Origin of the sequence: Streptacidiphilus sp. EB103A (assembly GCF_041261405.1) — a bacterium.
Taxonomy (GTDB): domain Bacteria; phylum Actinomycetota; class Actinomycetes; order Streptomycetales; family Streptomycetaceae; genus Streptacidiphilus.
This window is the reverse complement of the sequence record NZ_JBGCAQ010000027.1, coordinates 80,927-104,235: the sequence shown is the minus strand read 5'-3', so window position 1 is coordinate 104,235 and position 23,309 is coordinate 80,927. Positions and strand designations below refer to the sequence as shown.

The window sequence follows — 23,309 nt, the reverse complement described above, 5'->3', positions numbered from 1 at the left end:
GTAGGAGCCCTCGCAAACGCCAGTGCCCCGATCCCTCCAGGACGGGGGCTCGGGGCACTTTACTTGCGGCAGCGGTGCCGGTTATGAGCACCACGGGTGTGGTCCGGCGACGCTGCCGGGCAGGAGGGTGTGCGGTGGAACGATCAGGCGGGGACCTTCTCGGACTTCGCGGCCTCGGCCGCGACCGCGGGCTTCGGCTTCGGGGCGGGCGAGGCCGCCTCGATGAACACCTCGCGCGGCGTCTCCATCTCCACCAGGGAGACCGTCTCGCGCTTGAGGAACATGGCCAGGGTCCAGTCCGCGAACACCCGGACCTTGCGGTTCATGGTCGGGACCCGGCTGCCGTGGTACAGGCGGTGGAACCACCAGGCCGGACGGCCCTTCAGCTTGTACTTGCCGAAGAGGATCGCCACACCCTTGTGGAGGCCCAGGCCGGCAACCGCGCCGAGGTTCTTGTGCTTGTACTCCTTCTGCGGGAAGCCCCGCATCCCGGAGACCACGTTGTCGCCGAGCACGATGGCCTGGCGGACCGCGTGCTGCGCGTTGGGCGGGCACCAGGCGCCCTCGCCGACGGCGAGGTCCGGCACCTGGGCGTTGTCGCCGGCGGCCCAGACGTTGTCGAAGCCCTGGACCTGGAGGGTCGGGGCGGTGTCGACGTGGCCGCGCGGGCCCAGCGGCAGGCCGAAGTGGGCGAGCGCCGGGTTGGGCTTGACGCCGGCCGTCCACACGATGGTGGAGGCGTCGACCTCGATGCCGTTCTTCAGCACCACGTGCTTGTCGACGCAGGAGTCCATCGAGGTCTCGATGTAGATCTCGATCCCCCGCTCCTCCAGCTTCTCCTTGGTCCACAGACCGAGGTCCGGGCCCATCTCGGGGAGGATCCGGTTGGCCGCCTCGACCACGATGAAGCGCATGTCCTCGCGCTTCACGTTGCGGTAGTTCTTGGCCGCGTCGCGGACCATGTCCTCCAGCTCGGCCACGGTCTCGATGCCGGCGAAGCCGCCGCCGATGACCACGAAGGTCAGCGCCTGCTTGCGGATCGCCTCGTCCGTGGTGGACTCGGCCTTGTCCAGCTGGCCGATCACGTGGTTGCGGAGGCTGATGGCCTCCTCGACCGACTTGATGCCGATGCCGTTCTCGGCCAGGCCGGGGATCGGGAAGGTGCGGGATACCGAGCCCAGCGCGACGACGAGGTACTCGAACGGCAGCTCGTACGAGTCGCCTGCGGCCGGGGAGATGGTCGCGATCTTGCGCTCCTGGTCCACCGCGGTCACATGACCGGTGAGGACCTCCGCACCCTTGAGGGTGCTGCGCAGCGGCGCGACGAGGTTGCGAGGCGCGACGTTGCCGGCCGCCGCCTCGGGAAGGAAGGGCAGGTACGTCATGTAGGACCGCGGGTCGACGACCGTGACGGTCGCTTCTCCGTAGCGCATCTTCTTGAGGATGCGCATCGCGGCATACATGCCGACGTATCCACCGCCGACGATGAGAATGCGAGGACGCTCCGTGGTGCTCATATCCGAAAGTATCCAGCACCCTCCGGAGCACCCCCTGTGGCCCTCCTCACATGCCCCTGGACAGCACCTGCTACACTACGCGGCCCACGCCTCCCACTGGACGCCGTGCGTCAGCGCCGCAGCCGGGGTGCGGGGCATTGCCGCAGCTCGTCGCCCTGATTGCGATTGTGCGTGCGATTCGGGCCGCTGGCCTTGGATGCCCGTACCGACAGCCGCCAGGGGCCTTGGGTCCGCCTGTGGTCTCGCAATTCGGATGAACCGGCCTTTTGGGTGGTCCCAAAGCCGGGAACTCCATGTGAAGAAATTCACGAAGTTTCTGGAGCGCCCTCGCGAGCCGTGTCCCGGGCCGCGCTCCAGGCGATGCCGTCGAGGATGTCGTGCTCGCTGACGACCAGCTCAGAAGCCCCGCTGCGCTCCATGACGGCGAGCAGAACAAGGGCCCCCGCGGCGATGACGTCGACGCGTCCGGGGTGCATCACCGGGATCGCGGCGCGCTCCTCCGCGGTGGACGACAGCAGCATCGCGGTGACCTCGTGGACCTTGGCCAGCGGGATGCGCGAGTGGTGGATCGCGGTGGAGTCGTAGGCCGGCAGGCCGAGCGCGATCCCGGCCACGGTGGTGACCGTCCCGGCCAGGCCGACCAGGGTCGCCGCGGAGGTCAGCGGGACGGTGGCGGCGGCCAGGTCCAGCGCCGTCTTGATGTCGGCGCGCATGGCGATGGTGTCGCTGCCATGACGTTCCGTCATCCGGACGCAGCCGATGTCGACCGAGCGGGCGGCCTCGACCCGGTCGCTGCCGAGCACGAACTCGGTCGAGCCGCCGCCCAGGTCGAACACCAGGTAAGGGGGCGTCAGCCCGTCCTCCTGCCTGAGCTCCCGGGTCGCGCCGGTGAAGGAGAGCTCGGCCTCCTCGTCGCCAGTGATCACCTCGGGGTCGACGCCCAGGATCGCGCGGACGCCGCTGACGAACTCGTCGCGGTTCTCGGCGTCGCGCGAAGCGCTGGTCGCCACGAAGCGCAGGCGCTCCGCGCCGTGCCCGGCGATGACCGCCGCGTACTCGCGGCAGGCGGCGAAGGTGCGCTCCAGCGCCTCGGGCGCGAGCCGCCCGGTACGGTCCACGCCCTGGCCCAGCCGGACGACGGTCATCCGCCGGTCCAGGTCGTGCAGTTCGCCGGTCTCCGGGTCGAGGTCGGCGACCAGCAGCCGGATGGAGTTGGTGCCGCAGTCGATCGCGGCAACGCGCTGCAGAGTCACTTGTCGCACCCTTCAGCACTGTCAGCGCAGACGCAGGGACCCTTGCGCCACCACTCGGGCAGCATCGCCAGGGCCTCGTCGCCGAGCGGATTGACGCCCGGTCCGGCCGCCAGGCTGTGGCCGACCAGGACGTGCAGGCACTTCACCCGGTCCGGCATCCCGCCGGCGCTGGGGAAGCCCTCCAGCACCTCGATGGCGTCGCGCCGGGCGATGTAGTCCTCGTGGGCCCGCTGGTAGGCCGCGGCCAGCTCCGGGTCCTCGGCCAGCCGGGCGGTCTGCTCCTTCATCACGCCGTCGGCCTCCAGGGTGCCGATGGCGGACGCGGCCCTGGGGCAGGTCAGGTAGAACAGCGTGGGGAAGGGGCTGCCGTCCTCCAGCCGCGGCGCGGTCTCCACCACGTCGGGCAGGCCGCAGGGGCAGCGGTGGGCGACGGCGCGCAGCCCGCGCGGCACCCGGCCGAGCTGGGCGGCGATGGCGGCCACGTCGTCTTGAAGCACGCCGTCTTGAGACACGCCTTCCGGGGCGACGCCCTCGGGGGCGTCAGGGGTCTGCGTCATTGCCTTGCTTTCTGGATTCCTGGATAGCTCTAGTTCGAGGGTGCGGCCGCGCCCGCCGCGCCGCTCCGGTCGGACGTCTCCAGCGACTGGAACAGGCTGTCGTACCAGGGCTGCTGCGCCCGGGCCGCGGCGGGAGTCCCCGAGGCGGCACTGCCCGTACCGGTGGTGGGGGCGACCGAGATGAACGGGGTCTCGCCGGGGTAGCCGTAGTGCAGCCGCTCCCTGGCCTGGGCGGCCACGTACGCCGGGTCCTGCCAGCGGGCCTTCTCCCGGCGCAGCTCGTCCACCTGGGCCTGGGCCTGGGCCGCCGCGGCGCGCTGCTGGGCGATCTGCGAGCGCTGGGCGATGAACTGCCGGGTCGGATAGGCCAGCGCGGCGACCAGTGAGCACAGCACCAGGGCCAGCACGGCGGCCCGGCCGGTCAGCCGCGGCCTGCGGGGGCCGGTGCCCTTGGCTGTGCTGCCGCTCACGTACTCGCCCTCCCTGACCTGACCTGTCCTGACACGACCCGACCGGTTGATGTGCCGGTGCCCCGCCGCCCACCCTAGAGGGTGAACACGGCAGGGCACCGGTCAGGCGCGACGAGTCGGTCCGACCGAAGGTCAGGCCTCGCTGGGCTGGAAGCGCGGGAACGCGCCGCGGCCCGCGTACTCGGCGGCGTCGTCGAGGATCTCCTCGATGCGCAGCAGCTGGTTGTACTTGGCGACGCGCTCGGAACGGGCCGGGGCGCCGGTCTTGATCTGGCCGCAGTTGGTGGCGACGGCGAGGTCGGCGATGGTGACGTCCTCGGTCTCGCCGGAGCGGTGCGACATCATGCAGCGGAAGCCGTTGCGCTGGGCCAGCTCCACGGCGTCCAGGGTCTCGGTGAGCGAGCCGATCTGGTTGACCTTCACCAGCAGGGCGTTGGCGGTGCCCTCCTTGATGCCGCGGGCCAGCCGGGTCGGGTTGGTGACGAACAGGTCGTCGCCGACGATCTGCACCTTGTCGCCGATCCTGCCGGTCAGCACGGTCCAGCCGGCCCAGTCGTCCTCGAACAGCGGGTCCTCGATGGAGACCAGCGGGTACGCGGCGACGAGCTCCTCGTAGTACTCGGTCATCTCGGCGGCCGAGCGGGACTTGCCCTCGAACTCGTACTTGCCGTCCTTGTAGAACTCGGACGCGGCGCAGTCCAGGGCCAGGGCGACGTCCTTGCCGGGGGTGTAGCCGGCCAGCTGGATGGCCTCGACGATGAGGTCCAGCGCCTCGCGGTTGCTGTCCAGGTTGGGGGCGAAGCCGCCCTCGTCGCCCAGACCGGTGGAGAGGCCGCGCTTCTTCAGCACGCTCTTGAGGGTGTGGTACACCTCGACGCCCCAGCGGACGGCCTCGGAGAAGGACTCCGCGCCGATCGGGGCGATCATGAACTCCTGGATGTCGACGTTGGAGTCCGCGTGCGAGCCACCATTGAGGATGTTCATCATCGGCACCGGCAGCACATGGGCGTTGGGGCCGCCCAGGTAGCGGAACAGCGGCAGGTCGCTGGCCTCGGAGGCGGCGTGCGCCACGGCGAGGGAGACACCGAGGATCGCGTTGGCGCCGAGGGAGGACTTGTCCGGGGTGGCGTCCAGGTCGAGCATGGCCTGGTCGATCAGGCGCTGCTCGGTGGCGTCGTAGCCGATCAGCTCCGGGCCGATCTGCTCGATGACCGCGAGCACGGCCTTCTCCACGCCCTTGCCGAAGTAGCGCGACAGGTCGCCGTCGCGCAGCTCCAGGGCCTCGAACGCGCCGGTCGAGGCGCCGGACGGAACGGCGGCACGACCGGTGCTGCCGTCGTCGAGGCCGACCTCGACCTCGACCGTGGGGTTGCCTCGTGAGTCGAGGATCTCCCGGGCTACGACGACGTCGATGGACGGCACAGGCATCTCCTAGGGGGGAATACAGGGGTGCTTACGACAAGAGCCTAGCCGCAGCCGGGGGCGGGGCCACCCGGACCTTCCGCCTGTCTCACAGGACGGAGCCCCTACTCACCAGTAGTTCACCTGGCGGGCAGGGGCTCCGTCCCTGAGCAGCTGAGCGCCGCACGGGGTCAGACGACCACGAGCTTCTGGCCGGGGAAGATCAGGTTCGGGTTCGCGCCGACGGTGGACTTGTTGTCCTTGTACAGCTCGGTCCAGCCGCCGCTGAGGTGCGCGGCGGCGGCGATGGCGGAGAGGGAGTCGCCCGACTTGACGGTGTAGTTGCCGTGGCCGACCTTCGGCGCAGCCGTGGTCGTGGTCGTGGTGCGCGTCGCGGGCTTGACGACCTTCGAGGCGGAGTCCGTGGCAGCGGTCGACCGGTGCTTGCCGGTACTGCTGCTCTGCGTGGTCGTGCTCGTCGTCGAGTCGGAGCTCGAGCTCGACGAGGACGAACTGGAAGAGGAGGACGAGCCCGCGGTGCTCACCGAGGCGGCGGCGCCGCCCTGGGTGAGTCCGGCCTTCGGCCCGCAGACCGGCCAGGCACCGGGCCCCTGCGAAGCCAGCACCTTCTCGGCTATCGATATCTGCTGGCCCTTGGTGGCGTGGTCCGCGGTGGACGCGTACTGGCCGCCGCCGTAGGCGCTCCAGGTGGAGGCGGAGAACTGCAGCCCGCCGTAGTACCCGTTGCCGGTGTTGATGGACCAGTCCCCGCCGCTCTCGCAGCTGGCGACCTTGTCCCAGGTGGAGACGGAGGCGGCAGAGGCGCTGGTCGCGCCGATCAGCGGCAGAGCTATGCCGGCGGTGCCGAGGCTCGCGGTCGCGACCAGGCGCTTGGTCTGACTGGTGCGCGGCTTGCGATGGCGTCCGGGCGTGTTGAAAGGCATGGCAGGTACCCTCTCCGACGCCTGCGAGGTGAGCTGTCGGGTTCGGGCCGTGAGGTAGCCCGGGCGCTGACGCGCCTTCACCCCAAGCCGCAGCCTTGAGAACTGCGGCAACTTACCTGGGTCCCCCGCTCCTGCCCAATCCTGAAGTTCGAGTTCCGCTCCCCGGCTGGACAGGACTCGGCGTCCCGCGGAGCGGCCGCCCGCGCATGCAGGCGTTCCGGGAAGGCTAGACATATCAGCTGCTTAATCACAAGCCCATCCCGTCACACAAGGAGCGACAAATCACCCAGATCGGACCAGCCTTGGATCAAAGCTTCCGGGTCAGCACCCGCATCAAGCAGTCGCTTCTGGCGCGCCTCGGCCCCGCCAGTGAACCCGATGAACTTGACCCCAGCCTCAGCCGCCGCACTCACATCAGAGGGGGCGTCACCAATGAAGACGCAGTGCCCTGCATCCCCCAACGGCCCCAGCGACTTGAGCGCCTCCAGCAGAAGATGCGGGTTCGGCTTCATCAGGTGCGGATCATCCGGCCGACCGAAGACTTGCTCCGCCTGGATCGCCCCCACCTTCACCCCGTCACGACACAGATAATCCACGATGGCCGCTGCCGCATTGTTGCTGACGATCCTCACCGTCTTCCCCAGGGCAATCAGGCCCGATATCGCCTCGGAAGCACCGGGCGTCGCCCGCGCCGACTTGACCGCCATCCGTTCGGCGCCGGAGAGCCAATCGTGGAACTGACGGGTCAGGAGACGAATCTCCCCATCGGACGCCCCACGGCTCAGCAGCGCACCAGGAAGCCTTCTGAGGAGTAGGTGCGGATCATCCATCCCTGCGAGATCCGGCGGCAGATCCGCCCCAGCCCTGGCGAGCCGTCCTCGAAGATCCTCTGCCACACCCACGGCGGTCAAACTGGCGAAAACCGAGCAAATGGGTCCGTCGAAATCAAGTAGGACCACGGACGCCGCAGACAACATCCGGGCTGCCGCACCATGTTGTACCGACAATGCAGCCACTCGCTCTCATGGTCCACGGGTCCACGTACCCTAGGAGTGCACGGCCTGACCCGCCGTCACCCGATTCACGGTACGCCCGAGCACCCCGAGGAACGCACAGGTTCAACGATGGCAAGGCTCAACTTCCTCCGACGCGGCTGCGGTGCCACTCGCGCAGAGCAGTTGCGATCTGCCGGCGGTCGGGGGTGCGCTCCAGTTGCAACGGCGCGGCGGCACGCTGCAGCGCGCTCTCGATACGGGCGACGGCCCGGGCGAATACACCCTCCTCGATCAGCGCTCCGAGACTGGATGCAGCACGAAGGATGTCTGGATAGATCGACTGCGCCCGCTCATAGGCCAGATAGATCGGGAGATCGGCCCGGATACCCTCGGTCAGCCCTGGCCGAGCAGCATCCAGGCTTGCTTTCCAGGACCCGATCACGGAGTCGAACTGTGAAGCCGGGTACCCCATACGCACCATATGTGTGGAAATGTCATAAATCGGATCACCCGTCATCGCAAACTCCCAATCGATGACGCTCACCCGATCCTGCGGGCCTACTACAAGGTTTCCGCGGTGCAGGTCAGTGTGAAGAAGGCAGAACGGTCTCCGCTTGAGCCTGGGGATACGGTCGACGAATCTCTGCAGCGCGTGTTCCGGAAGTCCGAGTCGTTCCAGCAGAGGGTGCAACTTCTCTCTGACCAGCGGCTCGACGTCCCGCTGGGCAAAGGTCGCGAGCCGCCTGATGAAAGCCGAGGAGTCATCCCCACTTGGCCAATCGCTGGGGACTCTGGGCAGGTCGACCTCCTGCACCTTGGCCATGGCTGCAAAGATTCCCACGATCTCGTCCAAGAGCGGGGATGGGAGTGCGCTGCCACGCGGGTAGACCGCATCGAGGGTATCCCCCTCGATGAACAGCAAGACCAGAGGCTCTTCCTCGATCCCAGCCCCAGGCTGTCGGGCCGGCCTGAGCGGCTGCGGGGAAAGGTCAGCCAGGTGCGGGCTCGACTTGCTCACGTACTGGAGCACTTCATACTCGTCGTTCCACATCCGTGGCACCAACGGCAGCGTATCCCGACGCTCACGCACGAGGACCGAAGCACTTGATTCAAGTCCGACCGCGAGCGCCTGGGATGGGGACAGGCTTACCCGGTGGTTCCTATGTGACAGTCCGTTGAGCAGGACCGTTCGCGAAGCCACGGCGTCTCTGACGTCACGCCACACCTGATCCGCCGAGGGCGGGACATCACCCGCAATCACGGCCGACCCTTCAAGGACGTGCAGCTTTGCGATACTCCTCATCCTCCTCAGTCTCCAGAGGCCACCAAAATGTACGGCACCAGATCAAACCGTAGAGGAGAGTCGAACGAGCCACTGGTAGGCAACGGTCGCGTTACACCCGTTCCAGTGACCTCCTCCCCGCAGTCATCTCCCGGAACCACCGCACGGGATCAGTCAAGCGGCTTGGGACGCAGAGCGATGGTGTCCCAGAGGGAGTCGAACCACACCCGGGACTCAGCTACGGCGTTAGGGCGCTGCACAACCACATTGGCGTCCAATCCCATGAAGTCGTAGATCTCCAGTTCCTCCATGCCCGAGCCGCTCTGCATCGGCACCAGGACCCGTATCCGGTGGACCTTGTACCAGCCGCGAAGGGCCAGATCCTCGTTGATGACGTACAGCTTCACCTGCGGCGTCATAGCTGGCACCGTTCGAATTTCCAGGCTGGCGTCGAGCACGATCTGCCGCGAGCGGAGTTCCTCCACGGCCTGTGTCAGCGCGTCGATGGAGCGAGATGCGATGCCGCGCAGCCGGTCGAGGGGGCGGGGGTCCTCCGGATCGTCGACGGCACGTGGAACTGCGAGACGGTCCAACTCAGGGAGCAGAAGCCTGATGTGAAGGCTGTCGGGAGGAGTCGAGCCGGGGAGCCACAAGCGGACCAGCTTCGGCGTCAGCTCCTTCGCGAGGGTCTCCGCAGTGAAACCGAAGAAATCTATGGTGACGTGGGGAGCCTGCAGGGCCTGCTCCAAGTGGGGGCTCAGAGCCAGGATGGCCGGCTCCAACTCGTCCTCGTCCGCATCGACATCCGGCACTGCCCCGGCGACAAAGGTTCCGCTTCCCCTGATGGACTGGACGAGGCCCTCCTCCTGGAGCACCTTCAGGGCCTTCTGGACCGTGTCGCGGGAGACGCTGAACTGTTCCGCGAGTTCCCCCTGGGACGGGAGGGACGCTCCCCCGCCCAACCGTCCACACCAGTAACGCACGGCGTCGGCTACCCGCCGCACCTCGGTCTTCGGGGAATCGTTCATGCCTGCCTCCCTGGCTGCAGGGTCGACCCTACAACTATCAGTCAAATTTAGTGAAGGTCAGGAGAGTTGAATGATAGTTGAGTTAGAAGCAGGCATGGACCGGGCATCCCATCCGCAAGAGCAGTCAAATCCATCAGTCTCAGCAAGATCTGACTGAACCTGACTGCCGGGGGACCGCGTGGCCACAAGTCGATGATGCCTCGTTTCCGCGCTTCCCAATCCCCCACCCCCTGAGGGGATGCTGGAGGTGGTCGACATGAAACTGAGGTCCGGCTGGCAAATGGTGTACGTGGCGCTGCTGATGCTGCTCAACTACCGGCTCCAGCAGCACAACAGCGGGTTGTGGTGGTTGTTCGCAGCCCCCAACATCCTGCTCTGCAGTGAGATGGGAAGCGGCGGGGAGGTCGGCATCAAGAGCTTCCTGACGGTGGTGGCGGTGTGCTTCGTCGCCAGCAGCATCCATCTCCACTTCTGAGCGTGAGCAACATGCTCCGTGTCTGCCTAGGCTCCGCCCTCCTGACTGAAGTTGACTGGGAGTTGGCGGAGCCCTCGCATGATCAGGCCGCCGCGCCAGCGAGCTGCAGCGTGACAGTCAGAGGGGGCAGGCTAGGGCGTTGATAGGCTGGCACTCCCCGCCGGTCGGCGCCGAGAATCGCCATCATCTGCGGCCAGGCCCCCTTCTTCCACCAAGAGAGCTGCCGTTCGCGCACTCGGTCCTGCGGCCCCCACATGTCTGACATGTCTGCCCAGGACACCCCGCACCGTAGACGATGAAGACAGCCGTTGAAGAGGGTGCGGAGCTCGGACGGTCCGACGAAATGCCGTCGGGTGAAGACCGTCCTGAGGTACGCCTCCACCTGATCCCACTCCTCGTCAGTGGGGTCGAGAGGGACCAGCGTTCCCGTCTCGAAGTGCCACTCCATCACAGCACAGCGGACCCCGCTTCGACGGATGAGGTGGCCTTCACCAGCGCGGACTTGAACATGGAACATGTCGCAGATCTTCTTGCGCTCGGAGATCGAAAGTTCCGCCGACTGCGTCCCCGCCGGCTCGGCGAGGGACGCGAGGATGTCCGCCTGACGCTCGTGCTCGGCGTGCTCGCCCAACCATTGCTGCGCTGTGGCCAGCTGGTTCTCAAGGAGCTGCAGCTCCTGCCGGAGTTCTCGTACTGCAGCAGCCATGATGTTCCTGTCGACATTCTGCCGCAGGCATGCAGGGACTTGGACTTCGATGAGCCGATTCTGCTCAGCGATCCTGGCTGTGAAGTCTCGAACGCGTTCCTCGTAGCTCTGCTTGTCGCCGTTGAGCCCCCCGAGCAACGTCACAGCCCTGCGTTTGAGGTGCGGCTCACGCCGGAGAAGCCCCGCGAGCTCTTTCCAAACGGCCTCCTCCACATCGTCGGCCCGGAAGACCATGTCCCCACACGTTCCCTGCCGATTCAAGTTCCCTTTGCAGCGGTACGCTCGCTCGCCGAGCTGTGAGAAGCCGGTGTACTGCTGACCGCAGGTACCCACGATCCTCCCGGAGAGCGGATAGACTCTCTCCTTCGACCGGGGAAGTCTGAAGCCGCCTGCCTTGAGAGCGGCTTCCAACTGGAGTGCCCGCTCCGGAGCAAAGATGGGCGGGACGCCAATTTTCATTCCCAATCCCGGGGAGCCGCCACGGGTTTCGTCACAGCGCGTAGTTTTGTCTCCACCATCGCTGCGGCTGGGCTTTCCGTAGCGGACAAAACCTTCATGGATGGTCTCCGCGTGCAACCTGTTCCGCAGGTTGGCCGTCGACCACGGAACACCACTCCGCGTGAAGAGTGCGCGGTGGTTCAGTTCATCAGCGGTCTGCGTGAGGTTGAGACCGCCATCGATGATCAGGTCCGCTGCGACGTGGAGGATCCGGGACTCCAGTTCGTCAGTGACGAGTACCGAGAAGTGCTTCTTGCCCCATGGGTTGTCCTGGTCGACGGCGATCCTGTAGCCGTAGGGCGCGGGGCCGCCGGGCCATCCGCCGAGCTTGACCTTCATCTCCCGACCTGCGCGGGTGCGTTCACGGATGTGCCACCACTCCATTTCGGAGGCGGTGACATACCGCATGAACGCGTTCCAGCCCTCATCCGTGCTGGTGTCGATGCCCTCTTGGACCGAGATGAAATGAACGCCGATGTCTGCCATGTTCCAAGCCCACTGGTACGCAGCACGACCGGTACGCCCAACGCGGTCAACCCTCGCTACAAGGATTCTGTCGAAGCGCCCGCTGCGGGCATCCGCAGTGAGGCGGTCCATGGCTGGGCGGCTGTCCAGAGCCCCGGAGACAGCGTCATCCTGATAGTTGCCGTGAACCACGACATTCGGGTTGCACCGCAGCCAGTCGCCATTGATCCCGTTCTGCACTTCCAGGCCGAAGCCCTCGAGTTGCTCAAGAGTGGAGACGCGGGTGTAGCTCGCAACCACCAGGGCTGCTTCCGTCACCGTGCCAAGGCGTGCAAGAGTAGACATGCCAGTCCTCCAAGACTGTCCAGACCCCGGAGCGTGACAGCGCTGCCGGGGTCATCCATGTAGTGGACACGATACGCTCCGTAGTCTTCGACGAACGGGAGTATCCGGGAATCGACTTCCATCCTCCTCTGCCTCATTCACCTCACCGGATACGGTCGGCACATGCCGAACCAGACCGATGCCGCTACGCCTCCAGATCTGTTCTCCTGGGAGTTCGCCGCCGACCCGTACCCCGCATATGCGTGGCTGCGCCGACATGAACCGGTCCGGTGGACGCGACTGCCCAGCGGAGTGGAGGCGTGGTTGGTCACCGAGTACGCAGACGCCAAGCAAGCGCTAGCAGACCAGCGGCTCAGCAAGAACCCGGTACACCATGCCGAGTCCGTTCACGCCAAGGGGAAGACCGGCATTCCTGGCGAGCGCAGTGCGAACCTGATGACCCATCTCCTGAATATCGACCCCCCGGACCACACAAGACTCCGGAGGCTGGTTTCCCGTGCATTCACCCCGCGCACAGTCGCCGCCTTTGCCCCCCGCGTACAGGAACTGACAGACCGGCTCATCGACAACTTTGCCGGCAAGGGAACTGCGGACCTCATCCACGACTTCGCCTTCCCGCTGCCCATCTACACCATCTGCGACCTGCTCGGCGTCCCCGCCGAGGATCAGGACGGATTTCGCGACTGGGCCGGAATGATGATTCGTCATGGCGGGGGACCTCGAGGAGGCGTCGCCCGGTCTGTCAAGCAGATCCGCAACTATCTCGCCGAGCTGATCCATCGAAAGCGCCAGGAGCCCGGCGACGATCTGATCTCGGGACTCATCAGCGCTTCCGACCACGGTGAACATCTCACTGAGAACGAGGCCGCTGCCATGTGCTTCGTGCTTCTCTTCGCCGGTTTCGAGACCACCATCAACCTCATCGGCAATGGCATGTACGCGCTTATTCGGCACCCCCGACAGCGAGCACTGCTCTCAGACGCGATCGGGCGTGGCGACAACGCCGTTCTATCCACCGCTGTCGAGGAACTCCTGCGCTACGACGGCCCGGTGGAAATTGCCACCTGGCGCTATGCCACAAGCGCCTTGACCCTCGGCGGCCAGAAGATCGCGACCGGCGACCCGGTCCTGGTCGTCCTTGCCGCCGCCGACCGCGACCCTACCCGTTTCGATCAGCCCGACCTGCTCGACCTCACCCGCCGGGACAATCCCCACCTCGGCTTCGGCCATGGCATCCACTACTGCATCGGCGCCCCTCTCGCACGGCTGGAGGGACAGATCGCGCTGACAACACTTTTGACCCGGCTACCTGACCTGGAGTTGGCCGCTGCACCAGAGGACCTCCGCTGGCGTGGTGGCCTGATCATGCGGGGGCTCCGCGAGCTGCCTGTCTCCTTCACCCACGCCTGAACCAGCGCGCAGCCTGTGGCGGTTTGTGCACTCCTTGACGTTAGCTGGCGGTTGGCTTGCATCGTGGACGGGCACTGTTGCGGTGGCGGGCCGGGTGCCTACGATCACCGGCACAGTGCGCGGGCCCGTGCGGGGACCCCGTGGGAGGAAGGCAGAAGAGATGCAGGTACGCGGAGCCGTCGTGGTGGTGACCGGTGCGGCCGGGGGCATAGGGTCCGCGCTGGCGCGGCGCTTCGCTGCCGAGGGTGCGCGCGGGCTGCTGCTCGCCGACCTGGACGCGGGACGGGTCGAGGACCTGGCGCTGGCGCTGGACCGTGAGGGTTGTCACACCGTGGGCGTCGGCAGCGACGTCTCCCGGGAGAGCGATGTGCAGGCCCTGGTGGAGACGGCCGAGAAGCACCTGGGCCCGGTGGACCTGTTCTGCAGCAACGCCGGCATCGGTTCTGGCGCGGGTATCGAGGCGCCCAACGAGCTGTGGCAGGCCTGCTGGGAGATCAACGTCATGGCGCACGTCTACGCGGCGCGCGCGGTGCTGCCGGGGATGCTGAAGCGCGGAGAGGGCTATCTGCTGCACACCGCCTCCGCCGCCGGCCTGCTGCAGATGCCGGGCGACGCCGCCTACACGGCGACCAAGCACGCGGCAGTGGCCTTCGCCGAGTCGCTGGCGGTGGCCTACGGCGGCCAGGGCATCAAGGTCAGCGCGCTGTGCCCGCAGGGGGTGCACACGGCGATGACCGAGGACCCGGCGGTGGCGGCTGTACTCGGCGCCTTCGGCCGGATGCTGACGCCGGAACAGGTCGCCGACGCGGTGATCGAGGGCCTGGCCGCCGAGCGCTTCCTGATCCTGCCGCACCCCGAGGTGGCCCAGTACGAGCAGGGCCGGGCCGCCGACCGCGACGGCTGGCTGGACGGCCTGCGCCACGCGGTCGGCAAACTCGGTGCCGTGGACCCGGCGACCGGGAGTCTCAGCCGGGGCTGACGGCGAGGACCGCCGCCGCGACTGCCTGGCGGCGATCGCGCGCGGTGGCGGTGCCGTCCAGCATCTCCGGCGTCGGCAGGATCGCCGGGACCGGGACCGTCACACCGTTGGCGGCGTAGCGGCGGATCTGTTCGCGCACCTGCTCGGGGGCGCCGTGGACGATCAGCGCGTCCACCACCTCGTCGGGCACGGACGCGGCCGCGCCCTTGCGGTCGCCCGCCGCCCAGGCGTCCCACAACGGCTTGAGCTGGTCCTCGCGGCCGAGCCAGCGGTGGAACGCCGCGTACGCGGGGACGGTGAGGTAGCTCGCGATCAGTCGGCGGCCCAGCGCCCTGGCGTGGTCGGCGTCGGTGGTCGGGCAGGTGAAGATCCTGGCCGCGACCGTCTTGCCGGCCCCTCCCGCCCGGGCGAACTCATCGACGGCGATGGTGACGTCCTCGGCGGAGAGCCAGTTGAGGATGGTGCCGTCGGCCTCCTGCGCGGCCAGCCGCAGCATGGCCGGGCGCAGGGCGGCGAGCAGCACCGGCGGGGTCTGCGCGGGGACGCGCTCCAGCCTGAAGCGGCGTACCGCGAAGGTCTCGTAGGCGGCGTCGACCTTCTCCCCCGCCAGCGCGGACTTCAGGAAGCGGACCATGTCGCGGCTGCGCTGGAACGGCTGCTCGAAGGGGACGGCGTTCCAGTCGTTGACGATGACCGGCGAGGAGGCACCGAGGCCGAGGCTGAACCTGCCGGGGGCGGCCTCGGCCAGGGCGGCGGCCTGCATGGCGAGCAGCGCCGGGCCGCGGGTGTGCACCGGGACGATCGCGGTGCCCAGGTTGAGCTGCGGCGCCCAGACGGAGGCCAGCGCGAGCGGCGTGAAGGCGTCGGCACCGGCCGTCTCCATCGACCAGAGGTCGGTGAAGCCGAGGTCGGGCAGCGCCTCGACCAGACGGCGCTGATCGGCGAGCGGGATGCCGTCGAGCGGGAAGGTCAGGCCCCAGCGGGGGCCGGCCGGCGGGGTGTCGGTGGGGGCGGTGGGGGCGGTGGTGTCGGTTGTGGCAGTGGGGGCGGCGTCGGGTGGGGTCATGGGCTGATGCCACCATGTCCTGCGGTTCCGGTACAAGGGGACACGGGGGCAGGGGGCAGGGTGACGGAGGACACGGCAGCGCAGGGGACGGAGGCACAGAACGCCGGCGGGCGGCCGCCGAAGCGGGTAGGTCGGGCCAGGCTCGTGGTGGGCCTGATCGCCGCCCTGCTGCTGGCCGAGTCGGTGCTCAGCGGTGCCGTCGACGGCTTCCGCTACAACGCCGAGCTGGCCGGGACGCCCGGGGTGTACACGGCGGCGCAGTGCCAGACCGTGCGCTCGGGCAAGTACCTGGTGCAGGAGTGCCAGGGAACCTTCGTACCGGCCGGATCCGGCCGCGCCGACCCGGCCGCCGAGGCCTCCGGGCTGGGGCTGCGGGTCGGTGTGCCCGCGGAGCTGCGCCGCAGGTCAGACGGCGGGTTCCTCCGGCCCGACCTGGCGCGGGCCGTCCTGGATCTGTCCGTCGTCCTGGCGCTGCTGTCGGGGCTGGCGCTGGTCCTGTTCGGAGCCGGGCTGACGCTGCTGCCCAAGCGGTCGCCGGACGACCCGGCCCGGCGGCCGGGACGGCTGGCGACGGGGCTCGCGCCGGGCGCGGCGCGGGTGGTGGTGCAGATCCTCGGCTGGAGCTTTCTGGCGCTGGCGGGTCTGGCGGGGCTGGCCCTGCTGGCGAGCCTGGTGATCTGGATCTAATCCGCCGCCGCAGCGGCGAGCGCGTCGCGGCAGAGGCGGTCGGCGAGGCGCGTGGTCTCCGGGAGGCGGTAGCGCGGGGCGGCAGCGAGGACCTGGGCGCAGGCGTCGTCCAGGGTGATCAGATGGCCGGTGGACACGGTCAGCGGTTTGACGCCGTCCTGGGTACGGAGCATCCGGGCCACCACCTCGCCGCCGTCCTGGACGTCGGCACTGTCGCCGCGGGCCGGTCCCGGTTCGTCCCAGCTACCGAGCAGCGGGGTCTTGGCGACGCCGAGGGTGGGCAGGCCGGTGAGCACGCCGAGGTGGCAGGCCAGGCCGAAGCGGCGCGGGTGGGCCAGGCCCTGGCCGTCGCAGAGCAGCAGGTCCGGGGTGGTTCCGAGCTGCTCCAGCGCGGCCACCAGCACCGGCAGTTCACGGAAGGCGAAGAGTCCGGGGATGTAGGGGAAGCCGGCCGTGCCGACGGCGGTGGCCCGGTCGACGACCTCCAGTGTCCGGGCTTCCAGGACGACCACGGCCGCCGCCACCCGGTCCGCCGCGCTGCCGTGGCTGCCGCCGTAGGCGACGTCGAGCCCGGCCAGGGTGCGCGGCGGGGCCGACAGCGGCCGGGTGCGGACCAGCGGACGCAGCCGTTCCTGGACCCGGTACGCCCCGGCCTGGTCCGACGGCCAGTCAGGGGTGAGCTGAAGCCGCATCAGCTGCCCTGCTCCGCCTGCCTGATGGCCTCGCGGTAGCGGCGCGCGGCGGCGCGCAGCTCGGCCTCGGGGTCCAGGCCCTGCTGCTGGGCCTCGACGGCCAGGTCGAGCAGCCGCTCGCCGATGCCCGTGTCGCCCCCGGGACGGGTCACGGCGAGTCCGGCCTTGGCCGCGCGGGAGTGCAGCTTGGCGACCAGGGCGAGCGCGGGCTGCGCCAGCGGCACGCCGTCCACCACGGAGTCGCGCTGCTTCTCGGCGGCCTTCAGCTGTTCCCAGTTGGCCTCGACATGCTCGGCCGTGGGGGCGTGCACATCGGCGAAGACGTGGGGGTGGCGATACATCAGCTTGTCGACGATGCCGCCCGCCACCTCGTCGATGCCGAAGGGCTCGTCCGGGTGCTCCTCGGCGATCCTGGCGTGGAACATCACCTGGAGCAGCACGTCCCCGAGCTCCTCGCGGAGCATCTCGCGGTCGCCCTCCTCGATCGCCTCGACCAGCTCGAAGGCCTCCTCCACCAGGTACTTCACCAGCGACTCGGAGGTCTGCTCGGCGTCCCAGGGGCAGCCGCCGGGCGACCGCAGCCGGTCCATCACCGCGACCAGGTCGAGCAGCCGGGCCCCGGGCAGGTCGTAGGAGCCCGGCAGCAGCTCGATCTCGGGGACGGCGCAGGCGGCCAGGCCGCCCTCGACGGCGATCCGCGCGAGCGAGTCGGTCAGCCCGGGGTCGCCGTCCACGCCGCCGATCCACACCACGGTGCGGCCGGACGCGGCCTCGGCCAGGGTGCGGGCCAGGGCGTGCCCAGGTACGTCCAGCACCTCGACGGCGACACCGGCCTGGCGCACCGGCGGCAGCTGCGGGTGCGCGGGGTCGCCGGCCAGCACCCGGTCGGCGCCGTGCAGCGCCTCCCAGGCGGGCCAGGAGAGCAGGCCGGGGGCGACGCGGTGGGTGCAGGAGAGGAGGACGAGCCGTCCGGCGGGGGTGTTGTCTTTTTCTGCCACGACCCGAACTTACCGGGTTGGGCGTTTCATCTTGGCTGCGGCGTCTGCCTGGCTGGTCGCGCAGTTCCCCGCGCCCCTGGGCAACTGCAACTGAACCACCGTGGGTAAGTTGCAGCACCTTTAGGGGCGCGGGGAACTGCGCGCCCAGCCGTCTACGGTCCGCAGCCGAAAAACCTGGCTATGCCGTCGTGGACGACGTCGCCTTGAGCCAGGGCTGGTTCGCCGCGGCCAGCGTGAGCGCCTTGGCGTCCCAGCTGCCGTAGCGGGGGTTGACGGTCACGCCGATCTCGCTGCTCGCCTTGGAGACGATCTGCTGCAGGGCGCTGCCGGCGGTGCTGGAGCTCGGGTCCACCCCGGCCGCCTGCAGCAGCAGCACCTGCCCGGCCTGGAGGTGGGCGTAGAGCTCGAGATCGGCCGGGGCCAGCAGCAGTTTGTCCACCACGGCCTGCTCCAGCGCCTGGGCGCTGCCGGCCTGCTGCAGATAGGCCGCCTCGACCTGTTGGATCTGGCCCTCGGTGACGGACCTGCCCTCCTTGGCCAGCGCCTGGTCCACCAACTGGTCCGACACCAGCAGGGCCAGCGTCTTCTGGGACACCCCGGTCTGCTGCAGCGCGGTGCTGTCGCCGGCGGCCGCGTTCTGGAAGGCGGAGACGTGCGACTGCAGGGTGGCGACGGTGATCCGGTCGTTCCCGATCACGGCCGCCGCACCGGGGTGGGCCGGCCCGGAGGAGCAGGCCGTGAGGGCACCGGCGGCGCACAGGGCGAGGACGGCGGCGGCGGTGCGACGGCGGTTCACGGGGCCTCCCGGCGGTGGCGCCAAAAGACGGCGCGCTGCGAATGCATGTCACGTACGGGTCTGACGATACGTCTGCTACTGCTCCGAGCACCGAGGATAGGCAGCGCACCAGGCCGATGTCACCAGGTCGGCGTCACCGGGTCGGGTGGTCCCGTCGGGGCGGTCAGCTGACGGGGGTGGCCCGGCCTGCGGGCTTCGCCGTGTGGGCCGGATCGTCGGCCTCCTCGACCGGGGCGACCTCGCCGAAGCGGGCCAGCGCGAGGGCGCCCGCGACGGCGACGGCGAAACCGGCGACGGCCAGCGGCATCAGCCCGTGCCGGGTGCCGTCGCCGAGCAGGACGACGCCGAGGACCGCGGGCAGCGCGGTCTCGCCGAGCACCATCGCGGCGGTGGCGGTGGTGACCTTGCCGCCGCGGACCCCTTCGGTCATGTAGGCGAAGGAGACGGCGCCGCCGACCAGCAGGGCGTAGGTCGCCGGTTCCTTGAGCAGCGGGACCAGGTCCAGACCGTGCACGGAGGGCAGGACCCGGACGGCCAGGCCGACCACGCCGAAGCCCAGCCCGCACAGGGCGCCCATGACGGCGGCGCGGCGCGGCTCACGCAGCTTCCAGGCGAGCCCGCCGACCGCCGCGAGGGCCGCGACGGCGGCGAGGAGGGCCCAGTGGAAGGCCTCGGAGGGGTGCCGGTGGCCCTCGGCGCCGGCCGTCGCACCGAGGACGGCGAGGCCGACGCAGACGCCGACGACGCCGGCCCATTCGGCGCGGCCCAGACGAATCTTCAGCATCGCCGCACCCAGTACGGCGGTGACGGCGAGGGCGCCGGCGAGGGCGGCTTGCACGACGTACAGGGGGAGCGAGCGCAGGGCGATCAGCTGGGCGACGAAGCCGAAGCAGTCCAGGAGGAGGCCGGCGGCGAAGGGGAGGTTGAGCATGGCCTTGGCCGTGCCGAGGAGGCCCTCGCCAGGGGTGGATTTGTGGCGCTGGGCGCCGAGGGCTTGCAGCACCATGGCCACGCCGAAGCACAAGGCGGCGGTGAGGGCCATTGTCAGACCTAGGAGCATGGTGCGGGTCCTTGGGTTGGTGCGGGTTATGGGTGGCTGGGGTTTGCGCAGTTCCCCGCGCCCCTAAAACCTACTGCAGCACCGTGGTCAAGAATTCGGTGCACCAAGTGAGGAGTTCTCGGCCGACGACTGGTTTGCCGCCGATCTTGCCGGTGCTGGGGCGGGGGACGAGGAGGAGCTTGGTGGAGGCCTTGATCTGGCTGCGGGGGTAGATCCGCTGGAGGCGGAGTTCCTGGGACTCCCGCAGCTCGACCGGGCCGAAACGGATGTTCTGGCCCTGGAGGGTGATGTCGGAGATCCCGCAGCGTCGGGCGAACAGCCGCAGGCCCGCGACCAGGAGCAGGTTCTCCACCGGTTCGGGGAGCTTGCCGTACCGGTCGACGAGTTCGGCGCGGACCGCGGCGATGTCGTCCTCGGAGTTCACCGAGGCGATGGAGCGGTAGGCCTGCAGACGCAGGCGCTCGCCCGGAGCGTAGTCGTGCGGGACGTGGGCGTCGACCGGGAGCTCGATCTTGACGTCCAGCGGCTCCTCCTCCGGCTCCCCCGACCCGTCGACGTTTTCCCTGTACTCGGCGACGGCCTCGCCGACCATGCGGATGTAGAGGTCGAAGCCGACCCCGGCGATGTGGCCGGACTGCTCGCCGCCGAGCAGGTTGCCCGCGCCGCGGATCTCCAGGTCCTTCATCGCGACGTACATGCCCGCGCCCATCTCGGTGTGCTGGGCGATGGTGGCCAGCCGCTCGTGCGCGGTCTCCGTGAGCGGCTTCTCCGGCGGGTAGAGCATGTAGGCGTAGCCGCGCTCGCGGCCGCGGCCGACGCGTCCGCGCAGCTGGTGCAGCTGGGACAGGCCGAAGGTGTCGCCGCGCTCGACGATCAGGGTGTTGGCGTTGGAGATGTCGATACCGGACTCCACGATGGTGGTGGAGACCAGGACGTCGAACTCCTTCTCCCAGAAGTCGACCACGACCTGCTCCAGCGCCGTCTCCCCCATCTGCCCGTGCGCCGTGGCGATCCGGGCCTCCGGGACCAGCTCCTTGAGCTTGGCCGCAGCCTTGTCGATCGACTCGACCCGGTTGTGGATGTAGAAGACCTGGCCCTCGCGCAGCAGCTCGCGCCGGATCGCGGCGGAGATCTGCTTCTCCTCGTAGGCGCCGACGAAGGTCAGCACCGGATGCCGCTCCTCGGGCGGGGTGGTGATGGTGGACATCTCGCGGATGCCGGTGACCGCCATCTCCAGGGTGCGCGGGATCGGGGTGGCGGACATGGTCAGCACGTCGACGTTGGCCCGGAGCTTCTTGAGCTGCTCCTTGTGCTCGACGCCGAAGCGCTGCTCCTCGTCCACGACGACCAGGCCCAGGTCCTTGAACCTGGTGTCGGCCGAGAACAGCCGGTGGGTTCCGATGACGATGTCCACGCTGCCCTCGCGCAGGCCCTCCAGCACGGCCCTGGCCTCGCTGTCGCTCTGGAACCGGGAGAGGGCCTTCACCACGACCGGGAAGTTGGCGTAGCGCTCGGAGAAGGTGGAGAAGTGCTGCTGCACCAGCAGCGTGGTCGGCACCAGGACGGCGACCTGCTTGCCGTCCTGGACCGCCTTGAAGGCGGCGCGGACCGCGATCTCGGTCTTGCCGTAGCCGACGTCGCCGCAGATCAGACGGTCCATCGGGACGGTCTTCTCCATGTCGGACTTGACCTCGGCGATGGTGCTGAGCTGGTCCGGGGTCTCCGCGTAGGGGAAGGCGTCCTCCAGCTCGCGCTGCCAGGGCGTGTCCGGGCCGAAGGCGTGGCCGGGGGCGGCCATCCGCGCGGAGTAGAGCCGGATCAGGTCCCCGGCGATCTCCTTGACGGCCTTCTTGGCGCGGGACTTGGTCTTGGTCCAGTCGGCGCCGCCGAGCCGGTGCAGCGAGGGCGCCTCGCCGCCGACGTACTTGGTGACCTGCTCCAGCTGGTCGGTGGGGACGAACAGCCGGTCGCCGGGCTGGCCCTTCTTGGCGGGGGCGTACTCCAGCACCAGGTACTCGCGGGTCGCGCCCTGGACGGTGCGCTGCACCATCTCCACGTAGCGGCCGACGCCGTGGGCCTCGTGCACGACGTAGTCGCCGGCCTTCAGGGCGAGCGGGTCGATGCCGTTGCGGCGGGCCGAGGGCATCCGGCGCATGTCCTTGGTGGAGGACTTCTGGCCGGCCAGGTCGGTCTCGGTGACCAGGTGCAGCTTGAGGCCCTCGGAGTACAGGCCGTACTCGATGGAGCCGCAGGCCACGTGCACCACGTCCGGGTCGGGGACGCCGACCAGGTCGGGGGTGAGCCGGGCGCCGATGCCCTCGCCGGACAGCATCTCGGCGATCCGGGAGGCCGGGCCCTTGCCCTCGGTGACCAGGACCACGTGCCAGCCGTCGGCCAGCCGTCCCTTGGCGTCGGCGATGGCGCGGGCGGTGTCGCCTCGGTAGGCCTCGGCCGGGTGCAGGTCGAGGTGCAGGACGTCGGGACCGGTCAGCACCTCCTCGTCGGCGGCGAAGGGGCTGACGGACCACCACGGCAGGCCGATCGCGGCGGCGTGCTCGCGGATGTCGGCGATGGACCACAGCGAGGCGGCGCCCACGTCCAGCGGGCGGTCCCCGCCGGAGGCCGCGGCGACCCAGGAGGCGTGCAGGAACTCCTCGCTGGTGGCGACCAGGTCGGCGGCCCTGGTGCGGACCCGCTCGGGGTCGCAGACCACAGCGACGCTGCCCTGCGGCAGCACGTCGACCAGCAGTTCCATGTCGTCCACCAGCACCGGGGCCAGCGACTCCATGCCCTCGACCGCGATGCCCTGGGCGATCCGGTCCAGGATGTCGGCGAGCTCCGGATGCTCGGCCGCGAGCTCCGCGGCGCGGGCCCGGACCGGTTCGGTGAGCAGCAGCTCACGGCAGGGCGGCGCCCACAGGCCGTGCTGGGCGACCTCCAGCGAGCGCTGGTCGGCGACCTTGAAGTAACGAATCTCCTCGACCTCGTCGCCCCAGAACTCCACCCGCAGCGGATGCTCCTCGGTGGGCGGGAAGACGTCCAGGATGCCGCCGCGCACGGCGAACTCGCCGCGCTTCTCGACCAGCTCGACGCGCTGGTACGCGGCGGCGGCCAGCCGTCGGGTGAGGTCTTCGAGGTCCACCTCCTGACGCACCCCCAGGCGGACCGGCTCCAGCTCGGCCAGACCCTTGACCTGCGGCTGGAGCACGCTGCGGATCGGCGCGACGATCACCTGCAGCGGTCCGGCGGACGGGTCGTCGGCGCTGGGGTGGACGATCCGGCGCAGCACCGCGAGGCGGCGGCCGACGGTGTCCGAGCGCGGTGAGAGCCGCTCGTGCGGCAGCGTCTCCCAGGCCGGGAACTCGGCGACGCTGTCCGGGGGCAGCAGCGAGGTCAGCGCCGCCGCCAGGTCCTCGGCCTCCCGGCCGGTGGCGGTGACCGCCAGAACGGGCCGGCCCCGGCCGCCGTTCGCCCCCTCGGCGAGGGCGCGCGCGAGCGCCGCGACCGCGAACGGGCGGGCGGCGGGGGGACCGACCAGGTCCAGGTGGTGGCGGTCCCCGGCGAGGGCGGACCGCGCCGCCTCCGCCAGGGCGGGGTCGGCGACGACGACGTCAAGCAGGCCGGTCAGGCTCATGGACTTCTCTCAGCGGGTCTCAGCCGTGGGCAACGCGAAGCACCCGGAACG

Annotated in this window: 20 protein-coding genes and 1 riboswitch; of the genes, 4 read left to right on the top strand and 16 right to left on the bottom strand. The window is 69.4% G+C overall.

The features are described 5' to 3' along the window. Nucleotides 1-143 precede the first annotated feature (143 nt). The 9 genes from ABH941_RS35585 to ABH941_RS35545 all read right to left on the bottom strand — a co-directional run bounded on the left by ABH941_RS35585 (nt 144) and on the right by ABH941_RS35545 (nt 9,447). Nucleotides 144-1,517, bottom strand: a complete 1,374-nt coding sequence (locus ABH941_RS35585; protein WP_370134293.1) for an NAD(P)/FAD-dependent oxidoreductase — start codon at nt 1,515-1,517, stop codon at nt 144-146. A 305-nt stretch (nt 1,518-1,822) separates the two neighbouring features. Next, nucleotides 1,823-2,764 carry an exopolyphosphatase gene (locus tag ABH941_RS35580; RefSeq protein WP_370134393.1) on the bottom strand — a complete coding sequence of 314 codons (942 nt, stop codon included), beginning with the start codon at nt 2,762-2,764 and terminating at the stop codon, nt 1,823-1,825. A 2-nt stretch (nt 2,765-2,766) separates the two neighbouring features. Beyond that, entirely contained in the window at nt 2,767-3,327 is a 561-nt protein-coding gene (locus ABH941_RS35575; RefSeq protein ID WP_370134289.1) for a DUF501 domain-containing protein, read from the bottom strand. A 29-nt stretch (nt 3,328-3,356) separates the two neighbouring features. Continuing rightward, entirely contained in the window at nt 3,357-3,797 is a 441-nt protein-coding gene (locus tag ABH941_RS35570) for a septum formation initiator family protein (protein WP_370134286.1), read from the bottom strand. A 132-nt stretch (nt 3,798-3,929) separates the two neighbouring features. Next, entirely contained in the window at nt 3,930-5,219 is a 1,290-nt protein-coding gene (eno, locus tag ABH941_RS35565; RefSeq protein ID WP_370134283.1) for a phosphopyruvate hydratase, read from the bottom strand. A 170-nt stretch (nt 5,220-5,389) separates the two neighbouring features. Beyond that, nucleotides 5,390-6,142, bottom strand: coding sequence for a transglycosylase family protein (locus ABH941_RS35560; RefSeq protein ID WP_370134280.1), 753 nt, complete (start codon nt 6,140-6,142; stop codon nt 5,390-5,392). A gap of 3 nt (nt 6,143-6,145) precedes the next feature. Then, nucleotides 6,146-6,303, bottom strand: a riboswitch (cyclic di-AMP (ydaO/yuaA leader). 102 nt (nt 6,304-6,405) lie between these two features. Then, nucleotides 6,406-7,158, bottom strand: a complete 753-nt coding sequence (locus ABH941_RS35555) for an HAD family hydrolase (protein ID WP_370134277.1) — start codon at nt 7,156-7,158, stop codon at nt 6,406-6,408. 118 nt (nt 7,159-7,276) lie between these two features. Next, nucleotides 7,277-8,188, bottom strand: a complete 912-nt coding sequence (locus ABH941_RS35550; protein WP_370134276.1) for a phosphotransferase family protein — start codon at nt 8,186-8,188, stop codon at nt 7,277-7,279. 401 nt (nt 8,189-8,589) lie between these two features. Then, nucleotides 8,590-9,447, bottom strand: a complete 858-nt coding sequence (locus ABH941_RS35545) for a GntR family transcriptional regulator (RefSeq protein ID WP_370134274.1) — start codon at nt 9,445-9,447, stop codon at nt 8,590-8,592. Between the two features lie 256 nt (nt 9,448-9,703). Here ABH941_RS35545 and ABH941_RS35540 point away from each other — a divergent pair, with 256 nt between their 5' ends. Next, the gene (locus tag ABH941_RS35540) at nt 9,704-9,922 is read left to right on the top strand and encodes a hypothetical protein (protein WP_370134272.1); all 219 of its coding nucleotides are present in this window, start codon (nt 9,704-9,706) and stop codon (nt 9,920-9,922) included. 82 nt (nt 9,923-10,004) lie between these two features. On the opposite strand, the gene ABH941_RS35535 is transcribed toward ABH941_RS35540, so the two are convergent. Continuing rightward, nucleotides 10,005-11,936, bottom strand: a complete 1,932-nt coding sequence (locus ABH941_RS35535) for a recombinase family protein (RefSeq protein WP_370134269.1) — start codon at nt 11,934-11,936, stop codon at nt 10,005-10,007. A 162-nt stretch (nt 11,937-12,098) separates the two neighbouring features. Here ABH941_RS35535 and ABH941_RS35530 point away from each other — a divergent pair, with 162 nt between their 5' ends. Together ABH941_RS35530 and ABH941_RS35525 are read left to right on the top strand one after the other, a co-directional pair. After that, nucleotides 12,099-13,346, top strand: a complete 1,248-nt coding sequence (locus ABH941_RS35530) for a cytochrome P450 (protein ID WP_370134267.1) — start codon at nt 12,099-12,101, stop codon at nt 13,344-13,346. 160 nt (nt 13,347-13,506) lie between these two features. After that, on the top strand, nt 13,507-14,325 hold the full coding sequence (locus tag ABH941_RS35525; RefSeq protein ID WP_370134264.1) for an SDR family oxidoreductase: 819 nt from the start codon (nt 13,507-13,509) through the stop codon (nt 14,323-14,325). Here the strand turns inward: ABH941_RS35525 and ABH941_RS35520 are convergent. Then, on the bottom strand, nt 14,312-15,391 hold the full coding sequence (locus tag ABH941_RS35520; RefSeq protein WP_370134262.1) for an LLM class F420-dependent oxidoreductase: 1,080 nt from the start codon (nt 15,389-15,391) through the stop codon (nt 14,312-14,314). The two genes, ABH941_RS35525 and ABH941_RS35520, sit on opposite strands and share 14 nt — an antisense overlap. A gap of 60 nt (nt 15,392-15,451) precedes the next feature. Here ABH941_RS35520 and ABH941_RS35515 point away from each other — a divergent pair, with 60 nt between their 5' ends. After that, the gene (locus tag ABH941_RS35515) at nt 15,452-16,078 is read left to right on the top strand and encodes a hypothetical protein (protein WP_370134259.1); all 627 of its coding nucleotides are present in this window, start codon (nt 15,452-15,454) and stop codon (nt 16,076-16,078) included. Here ABH941_RS35515 and ABH941_RS35510 read toward each other — a convergent pair. The 5 genes from ABH941_RS35510 to mfd form a co-directional block, all read right to left on the bottom strand. Further along, nucleotides 16,075-16,770 carry an endonuclease V gene (locus ABH941_RS35510; RefSeq protein ID WP_370134257.1) on the bottom strand — a complete coding sequence of 232 codons (696 nt, stop codon included), beginning with the start codon at nt 16,768-16,770 and terminating at the stop codon, nt 16,075-16,077. The two genes, ABH941_RS35515 and ABH941_RS35510, sit on opposite strands and share 4 nt — an antisense overlap. Continuing rightward, on the bottom strand, nt 16,770-17,768 hold the full coding sequence (locus tag ABH941_RS35505; protein ID WP_370134255.1) for a MazG family protein: 999 nt from the start codon (nt 17,766-17,768) through the stop codon (nt 16,770-16,772). The genes ABH941_RS35510 and ABH941_RS35505 overlap by 1 nt, the downstream gene beginning before the upstream one ends. A 178-nt stretch (nt 17,769-17,946) precedes the next feature. Next, nucleotides 17,947-18,564, bottom strand: a complete 618-nt coding sequence (locus tag ABH941_RS35500; protein ID WP_370134252.1) for a hypothetical protein — start codon at nt 18,562-18,564, stop codon at nt 17,947-17,949. A 163-nt stretch (nt 18,565-18,727) separates the two neighbouring features. Then, nucleotides 18,728-19,624 carry a hypothetical protein gene (locus tag ABH941_RS35495; RefSeq protein WP_370134248.1) on the bottom strand — a complete coding sequence of 299 codons (897 nt, stop codon included), beginning with the start codon at nt 19,622-19,624 and terminating at the stop codon, nt 18,728-18,730. Nucleotides 19,625-19,694: 70 nt separating this feature from the next. Beyond that, the gene (gene mfd, locus ABH941_RS35490) at nt 19,695-23,258 is read right to left on the bottom strand and encodes a transcription-repair coupling factor (RefSeq protein ID WP_370134245.1); all 3,564 of its coding nucleotides are present in this window, start codon (nt 23,256-23,258) and stop codon (nt 19,695-19,697) included. Between the last annotated feature and the right edge of the window lie 51 nt (nt 23,259-23,309).